The organism is Cellulomonas bogoriensis 69B4 = DSM 16987, from assembly GCF_000767165.1.
Taxonomy (GTDB): Bacteria; Actinomycetota; Actinomycetes; order Actinomycetales; family Cellulomonadaceae; genus Actinotalea; species Actinotalea bogoriensis.
Window position 1 is genome coordinate 1 of record NZ_AXCZ01000132.1, and the last position, 7,866, is coordinate 7,866.

General features: G+C 72.6%; 8 protein-coding genes. 4 read left to right on the forward strand and 4 right to left on the reverse strand.

Annotated features, from left to right (window positions below; genetic code table 11):
* The 4 genes from N869_RS11100 to N869_RS11115 all read left to right on the forward strand — a co-directional run.
* On the forward strand, window positions 1–1,154 hold a 1,154-nt coding region (locus N869_RS11100), incomplete at its 5' end, for an alpha,alpha-trehalose-phosphate synthase (UDP-forming) (protein WP_035061581.1).
* On the forward strand, window positions 1,151–1,942 hold the full coding sequence (gene otsB, locus N869_RS11105) for a trehalose-phosphatase (protein WP_035061584.1): 792 nt from the start codon (window positions 1,151–1,153) through the stop codon (window positions 1,940–1,942). The genes N869_RS11100 and otsB, both read left to right, overlap by 4 nt.
* A 259-nt stretch (window positions 1,943–2,201) precedes the next feature.
* Window positions 2,202–3,329 carry an ABC transporter ATP-binding protein gene (locus tag N869_RS11110; protein ID WP_035061587.1) on the forward strand — a complete coding sequence of 376 codons (1,128 nt, stop codon included), beginning with the start codon at window positions 2,202–2,204 and terminating at the stop codon, window positions 3,327–3,329.
* 88 nt (window positions 3,330–3,417) lie between these two features.
* Window positions 3,418–4,665 carry a DUF4032 domain-containing protein gene (locus N869_RS11115; RefSeq protein WP_035061590.1) on the forward strand — a complete coding sequence of 416 codons (1,248 nt, stop codon included), beginning with the start codon at window positions 3,418–3,420 and terminating at the stop codon, window positions 4,663–4,665.
* A 24-nt stretch (window positions 4,666–4,689) separates the two neighbouring features.
* Here N869_RS11115 and rlmB read toward each other — a convergent pair whose 3' ends face one another.
* The 4 genes from rlmB to N869_RS11135 all read right to left on the reverse strand — a co-directional run.
* Window positions 4,690–5,694: a 23S rRNA (guanosine(2251)-2'-O)-methyltransferase RlmB gene (rlmB, locus tag N869_RS11120; protein ID WP_035061592.1), complete on the reverse strand. Its 1,005-nt coding sequence runs from the start codon at window positions 5,692–5,694 to the stop codon at window positions 4,690–4,692.
* The gene (gene cysS / locus N869_RS11125) at window positions 5,694–7,130 is read right to left on the reverse strand and encodes a cysteine--tRNA ligase (RefSeq protein WP_035061595.1); all 1,437 of its coding nucleotides are present in this window, start codon (window positions 7,128–7,130) and stop codon (window positions 5,694–5,696) included. The genes rlmB and cysS overlap by 1 nt, the downstream gene beginning before the upstream one ends.
* 20 nt (window positions 7,131–7,150) lie before the next feature.
* Window positions 7,151–7,642, reverse strand: coding sequence for a 2-C-methyl-D-erythritol 2,4-cyclodiphosphate synthase (gene ispF, locus N869_RS11130; protein ID WP_035061597.1), 492 nt, complete (start codon window positions 7,640–7,642; stop codon window positions 7,151–7,153).
* A partial coding sequence (locus tag N869_RS11135) for a 2-C-methyl-D-erythritol 4-phosphate cytidylyltransferase (RefSeq protein ID WP_035061599.1) occupies window positions 7,639–7,866 on the reverse strand: 228 nt, incomplete at its 5' end. The genes N869_RS11135 and ispF, both read right to left, overlap by 4 nt.

Genomic DNA, 7,866 nt, shown 5'->3' on the forward strand with positions numbered 1-7,866 from the left:
CCAACGACACGTTGTGGCCCCTGTGCCACGACGTGATCAGCCCCCCGGAGTTCCACCGGGCGTGGTGGGACGCCTACCGACGGGTGAACCGCCGGTTCGCGGAGGCGGCGGCCGCCCAGGCCGCGCAGGGCGCGACGGTGTGGGTCCAGGACTACCAGCTGCAGCTGGTCCCGGCGCTGCTGCGCGAGCTGCGCCCGGACCTGCGGATCGGGTACTTCCACCACATCCCGTTCCCGCCGCTGGAGATCTTCGCCCAGCTGCCGTGGCGCCGACAGGTGGTCGAGGGCCTGCTGGGTGCGGACCTGATCGGGTTCCAGCGACCCGGCGACGCCTCGAACTTCATCCGGGTGGTGCGCCGGCTGACGGACCTGACCACGCGCGGGCCGTCGATCACCGTCCCCGGCCCGGCCGGGGAGCGGCAGGTGCGCGCCGGGGCGTTCCCGATCTCGATCGACTCCTCCCGGTTCGACGCCATGGCACGCAGCGAGTCGGTGCAGGCGCGCGCCCGGGAGATCCGACGGGACCTCGGCGACCCGCAGGTGCTGCTGCTCGGGGTGGACCGCCTGGACTACACCAAGGGCATCCGCCACCGGATCAAGGCGTACGGGGAGCTGTTGGAGGAGGAACGCCTCACGGTGCCCGACACCGCCCTGGTGCAGGTCGCGAGCCCCAGCCGGGAGAACGTCGAGGCCTACCAGCAGCTGCGCGAGGAGGTCGAGATCCTCGTCGGTCGCATCAACGGCGAGCACGGCCAGATCGGGTCCGCAGCCATCTACTACATGCACCACTCCTACCCCCCGGAGGAGATGGCGGCCCTGTACCTGGCGGCCGACGTGATGCTGGTGACCGCCCTGCGGGACGGGATGAACCTGGTCGCCAAGGAGTTCGTCGCCGCGTGCACCGACGACCGGGGCGTGCTGGTGCTGAGCGAGTTCGCGGGAGCGGCGGACGAGCTGTCCGGTGCCCTGCTGATCAACCCGCACGACATCGACGGGATGAAGGACGCGATCGAGCGGGCGGTGCGCATGGAGCCCCGGGAGATGCGGCGGCGCATGCGCAAGCTGCGCAGGAGGGTCATGGAGGACGACGTGACCAAGTGGTCCCAGCGGTTCCTGTCCACGCTGACAGCGGTTCCTCGGGCGGAGGGCCGGTGAGCGGCGCAGCACCCGACCAGGCACTCGCCGAGGCGCTGGACGCGCTCGGCGCGACCGTGCGGACCGGTGGCACGGTCCTGGTGGCACTGGACTTCGACGGGGTCCTGTCGCCGTTGCAGGACGACCCGACCGCGTGCCGCATCCACGAAGGCTCCAGGACCGCGCTGGAACGCCTGGGCGCCGTGCCGACGGTGCAGGTCGCCCTGGTCTCGGGCCGGTCCCTGGCCGACCTCGACTCCCGCGCCGAGGTGCCGGACGGGACGTTCCTGGTGGGCAGCCACGGCGCCGAGCACGGCCACCGCGTGGACGGAGCCCTGGCACGTGACGCGCTGGTCGTGCCGCCGGAGGCCTCGGGTCTGCTGGACGCGCTCCGGACCGCCCTGGCGGCAGCGGTGTCAGGCACCACCGCACGACTGGAGCACAAGCCGACGTCCGTGGTGCTGCACACCCGCGGATCGGACCCCACCGAGGCCCGGCGACTCACCGACCACGCCCTGGGGCTGGGCGCACGGGACGGGGTGGACGCGATGCGCGGCAAGGACGTCGTGGAGCTGTCGGTCCTGAAGGTCACCAAGGGTGACGCGCTGGCGCTGCTGCGCGAGCGCGTCGGCGCCCAGGGGCTGCTGTACGCCGGCGACGACGTGACCGACGAGCGCGCCTTCGCGACCCTGGGGCCCGAGGACGTCACCGTGAAGGTGGGGCCGGGGGCCACCGCGGCCCGGTTCCGGGTGCAGGACCCCGACGCCGTGGCGGTGCTGCTGGCCCACCTCGCGGACGCCACCTCCTGACCTGCGCTCCCACCAGATCGTGAGCACACCTCCGCGCTGCACGTGCAGGACCGTGGACCGTCGCCGCGGGAGGCCCTGGTGTGGCAGGATGGCGGCGTCGTACGGGTGACGGTGCCCCGACCGGCCGACCTCCGCACAGCGATGTGACGAAGGAGCGACCACGGAGACCGCCCACCGGTACCGGTGCCACCCCGGCACCTGACAGCTCTACAACGGATCGTCCGGCACGTACCTGCCGGTGGAGGGATGTACAGGCCTCATGGCAACTGTGACCTATGACAAGGCGACCCGGATCTACCCGGGTACCGAGCGCCCCGCGGTCGACCAGCTCGACCTTCACATCGAGGACGGCGAGTTCCTCGTCCTCGTCGGCCCCTCGGGCTGCGGCAAGTCGACCTCGCTGCGGATGCTCGCCGGCCTGGAGGACGTCAACGCCGGGCGCATCATGATCGGCGACCGTGAGGTCACCGACGTTCAGCCCAAGGACCGCGACATCGCGATGGTCTTCCAGAACTACGCCCTGTACCCGCACATGTCCGTCGCGGACAACATGGGCTTCGCGCTGAAGATCGCCGGCACCCCCAAGGCCGAGATCCGCAAGCGCGTCGAGGAGGCCGCCAAGATCCTCGACCTGACCGAGTACCTGGACCGCAAGCCCAAGGCACTGTCCGGTGGTCAGCGTCAGCGTGTGGCCATGGGTCGCGCCATCGTGCGTCAGCCCCAGGTGTTCCTCATGGACGAGCCGCTGTCGAACCTGGACGCCAAGCTCCGCGTCCAGACCCGTACGCAGATCGCCTCGCTCCAGCGTCGCCTCGGCGTCACCACGGTCTACGTCACGCACGACCAGACCGAGGCCCTCACCATGGGTGACCGGATCGCGGTCCTCAAGGACGGCCTGCTCCAGCAGGTCGGTAGCCCCCGCGACATGTACGACACCCCGGCGAACGTGTTCGTCGCCGGGTTCATCGGCTCCCCCGCCATGAACATCGGGTCGTTCCAGGTCGTCGACGGCGCCGCCCAGCTCGGCCAGACCCGCATCCCGCTCGAGCGCAGCGTCGTGGGGTCCCTGACCCCCGAGGACCGCGGCCACATCACGATCGGCTTCCGCCCCGAGTCCCTGGACCTGGTCACCCAGGCCCAGGAGGGCGCCATCCCGGTCAAGGTGGCCCTCGTCGAGGAGCTCGGCTCGGACGCGTTCGTCTACGGCGACCTCGTCGGTGCCGGTGCCGCCGCGAAGGACATCCACTCCGGCGCCGGTGACGCCCGCGTCATCGTGCGCGTCGACCCGCGTCGGGTGCCCGCCAAGGACGAGACCATCTGGGTCTCCGTCCGCCCGGGCGAGCGTCACGTGTTCTCGGCGTCGACCGGCCTGCGCATCGCGGTCTGACCCGACTGTACGGTCGAAGGGGCGGGACGGCAGCGCCGTCCCGCCCCTTCTGCCCGTCCGGCCCGATCCCGCCCCACCAGGAGCACCGATGCCGCAGTCCCTCCAGATCACCGCGGCAGCGCCGGACCCGGCACTGCTGGACCTGCCGTGGCACATCCCCCTCGAGCAGTGGCCCGACGAGAACCTCGCCGCGCTCCCCCGGGGCATCTCCCGGCACGTGGTCCGGTTCGTGCGGCTGTCCGGACGGGTGATCGCCGTCAAGGAGATCGGTGAGACGGTCGCCTACCGCGAGTACGAGCTGCTGCGCGCCCTGAGCCGGCTGGACGTGCCCAGCGTCGAACCCGTCGGGGTGATCACCGGGCGCCGCTGCCCCGACGGGGAGCGGCTGGAGGCCGTGCTCATCACCGAGCACCTGCAGTTCTCCCTGCCCTACCGGGCCCTGTTCAGCCAGACCCTCCAGCCGGACACGACCGGCCGCCTCATCGACGCCCTGGCCGTGCTGATGGTCCGTCTGCACCTGACGGGCTTCTACTGGGGCGACGTGTCGCTGTCGAACACCCTGTTCCGGCGGGACGCCGAGACGTTCGCCGCGTACCTGGTGGACGCCGAGACCGGGGACCTGCACGAACGCCTGACGGACGGGCAGCGCGCCTACGACCTCGAGGTCGCCCGCGTGAACATCATCGGTGAGCTCATGGACCTGGAGGCCGGGGACCTGCTCGAGAGCGGTGTCGACACCGTGGCCGTCGGCACCCGCCTCGTCGAGCGGTACCACGAGCTGTGGGACACGCTGACCGGGGCCGAGTCCTTCGGGACCGGGGACCGGTGGCGGGTCGCGGCACGCATCGAGCAGCTCAACGAGCTGGGCTTCGACGTGGGCGAGCTCGACATCACCACCGACATCGACGGCACGACCGTCAGCATCCAGCCGAAGGTCGTCGACGCCGGCCACCACTCCCGCCGCCTGATGCGCCTGACCGGCCTGGACGTCCAGGAGAACCAGGCCCGGCGCCTGCTCAACGACCTCGACTCCTACCGGGCCGCCACCGACCGTCAGGGTGAGGACGAGGAGTTCGTCGCCCACGACTGGCTCACCACCGTGTTCGAGCCGGCCGTGCGCGCCGTCCCCCGGGACATGCGCGGCAAGCTCGAACCCGCCCAGATGTTCCACGAGATGCTGGACCACCGGTGGTACATCTCGCGGGAGCAGGAGCGTGACGTGCCCATGGCCGAGGCCGTGCAGAGCTACGTCGCCTCGGTGCTGCGCAACCGCCCCGACGAGAAGGCCGTCCTCGGCCTCGAACCAGGAGCCCTGTCGCCCTCAGAGGACGACTGAGGACGGCGCCTCAGCCCTGGCGCCTCACACCTGACGTCGTAGCCGGTCGACCTCGTACAGCCCGATCCCGGCAGCCACACCGGCGTTCAGGGACTCGACCGAGCCGCGGATCGGCACCGAGGCGACCACGTCGCAGGTCTCGCGCACCAGCCGGCCCAGGCCCTTGCCCTCGGACCCGACCACGAGCACGACCGGTTCGGTCGCCAGCTCCAGGTGCTCCACCGCGGTGGAGCCGCCCGCGTCCAGGCCCACCACGAAGCAGCCTGCGTCGCGCAGCTCGCCGAGCGCCCGCACCAGGTTCGTCGCACGTGCCACCGGCACCCGCGCTGCAGCCCCGGCCGAGACCTTCCACGCCGCGGCGGTCACCCCCGCGGCCCGGCGCTCGGGCACCAGGACCCCGTGGGCACCGAACGCACCCGCCGACCGGATCACCGCACCCAGGTTGCGCGGGTCGGTCACCCCGTCCAGGGCGATGATGAGCGCCGGCTCACCGGCCCGCTGTGCGCGGCGGACCAGCGTCGACACGTCGCGGTACTCGTAGGGCGGCACCTGCACGACCACACCCTGGTGCACCATCCCGTCGGTCAGACGGTCCAGCTCGTTCTTGGTGACCTCGAGCAGGGGCAGCCCCCGCGCGGTCGCCATCTTGAGGATCTCCCGGACCCGCTCGTCGGCGTCGATCCGGTGCGCCACCCACAGGCCCGTGCACGGCACACCGGCGCGCAGCGCCTCGACGACGGAGTTGCGGCCGGCGACGACCTCGCCGCCACCGCTGGCCTCGCGACGTGCCCGGGTACGGGGCTGCGCGGCGTCACGCGAGGGACGGGCCCCGCCGCGACCGCGGGCCTTCTCCAGCTTCTCCTGGGCGGCCTTGCGCTTGGCCGCCACGTGGTAGGGCCGGTCCTCGGCCTTGGGGGTCGGGCCCTTGCCCTCCAGGGATCGGCGGTTCTTGCCACCGGATCCCGTCGTCGGGCCCTTCTTCGAGCCCGGGCGTCGGGTCGCCCCACGGCGCTGGGAGTTGCCTGCCATCAGTCCTCCTGGTCCTGCGCGAGCGACCAGCGGGCACCGGTCGGTGAGTCCTCCACGACGATCCCGGCGCGGGTGAGCCGGTCACGGACGGCGTCCGCCGTGGCCCAGTCCTTCGCAGCGCGCGCCTGGGCCCGAGCCTCGAGCTCGGCCCCCACGAGCGCCTCCAGCGCCCCCTCGGCGCGTGAGCCACCACCCCGGGTCGCCCACTGGGCCGGGTCCAGACCCAGGACGTCGAGCATCCCACGGACTGCGACCAGCTCGCTGCGCAGCACCTCGGGGCCGGCGCCGGAGGTGACCGCCGTGTTCCCGGCCCGCAGGTGCTCGTGGACCACCGCGAGGGCGGCCGGGACGTTCAAGTCGTCGTCCATGGCCGCGACGAACCGCGCAGGCAGTGCGGCCGCACGCACCTGCTCCACGGTGGGCTCCTCGCCGAGGACCTCGTGCGCGCGGGTCACGAAACCGGCGAACCTCGCCCACGCGGCCTCCGCGTCGGCGAGGGTCTCCTGGGAGAACTCCAGCATCGAGCGGTAGTGGACGGCCGCAAGGGCGAACCGCAGCACCACCGGCTCGACGTCCTCCAGCAGCACCGACACCAGCAACGAGTTGCCCAGCGACTTGCTCATCTTCGTCCCGCCCTGGGTGACCCAGGCGCTGTGCATCCACAACGACGCGAAGTCCTGACCGGCGGCCCGGGACTGGGCGAGCTCGTTCTCGTGGTGGGGGAAGCGCAGGTCCAGCCCACCCCCGTGGATGTCGAAGGCCGCGCCGAGGTAGCGGGCGGCCATCGCCGAGCACTCCAGGTGCCAACCGGGCCGACCACGGCCGTAGGGCGTGGGCCACGAGGCGCCCGGCGGGTCCGTGGGCTTGGTGGCCTTCCACAGCGCGAAGTCGTGCGGGTCGCGCTTGCTCGCCCCCGCGGTGCTGGGCTCGTCGGTGGGCGGGGTGAGGTCCTCGGGACGCTGGTTCGTGAGCGTGCCGTACTCGGGGAACGACCGGACGTCGAACCACACGTCACCCTCGCCCGTGACGTAGGCGTGCCCGCGTCCGACGAGGGTCTCCATGAGCTCGACCATCTCGGTGACGTGGCCCGTGGCTCGCGGCTCGTAGGTGGGCGGCAGGACGCCGAGCGCGTCGTAGGCTGCGGTGAACATGCGCTCGTGACGCTGGGCCCACGCCCACCACGGCACCCCGGCCTCGGTGGACCGGGCGAGGATCTTGTCGTCGATGTCGGTGACGTTGCGGATGAGCGTCACCTCCAGGCCCGCGCGCTGCAACCAGCGGACCAGCACGTCGAACGCCACGGCCATGCGCATGTGACCGATGTGGGGGGCGCCCTGCACGGTCGCGCCGCACACGTACACCCCCGCGCGGCCCGGCTGCAGGGGCTCGAACGGTCGGGTGGTGCGCGTGGCGGTGTCGAACAGGTGCAGTGTCACCGCGCCAGGGTACCGGGGCGTCAGGGCGCAGAACGGGCCGCGACCAGCGCGGTGGCCACGGCCGCGACCCCCTCGCCGCGGCCCGTCAGGCCCAGCCCGTCGGTCGTGGTGGCCGAGAGGGAGACCGGTGCGCCGCACGCCCGGGCCAGGACCTCCTGGGCCTCGGTGCGCCGGGAACCCAGGCGCGGCCGGTTCCCGATCACCTGGATCGCGACGTTGCCGACCTCGAAACCGGCCTCACGGACCAGGCGGGCGGCCTCGGCCAGCAGCGTCGCACCGGCGGCACCGGCCCACCGGGGGTCGCTGGTGCCGAACACCTGACCCAGGTCACCCAGGCCCGCGGCTGAGAGGAGGGCGTCGGCAGCGGCGTGGGCGGCGACGTCGGCGTCGGAGTGCCCCTCCAGGCCCGGCTGACCGGGCCAGTGCAACCCCGCGAGCCACAGGGGCCGGTCGCTGCCCTCGGGGGCGAAGGCGTGGACGTCGACACCGAGGCCGGTGCGCGGCAGCGTCATGGGTGCTCCTGGAGCCGTCTGGTGGCCGCAGCAAGGTCCTGGGCCGTCGTGATCTTCGATGCGGCCGGGTCGCCGTCCACGACCCACACCGCGTGGCCGAGGGCCTCGACCAGGGCCGCGTCGTCGGTGGCGGCCGTCGCCTCGTCCCCTGCCCTGGCGGCCCCGGCCGCGTGCGCCTCGCGCAGCAGACCGAGGTGGAAGCCCTGGGGCGTCTGCACGGCGCG

Coding starts and splice junctions, on each gene's coding strand:
- N869_RS11110 (WP_035061587.1), top strand. CDS start 2,202: ATGGCAACTGTGACCTATGACAAGGCGACCCGGATCTACCCGGGTACC.
- N869_RS11115 (WP_035061590.1), top strand. CDS start 3,418: ATGCCGCAGTCCCTCCAGATCACCGCGGCAGCGCCGGACCCGGCACTG.
- rlmB (WP_035061592.1), bottom strand. CDS start 5,694: ATGGCAGGCAACTCCCAGCGCCGTGGGGCGACCCGACGCCCGGGCTCG.
- ispF (WP_035061597.1), bottom strand. CDS start 7,642: ATGACGCTGCCGCGCACCGGCCTCGGTGTCGACGTCCACGCCTTCGCC.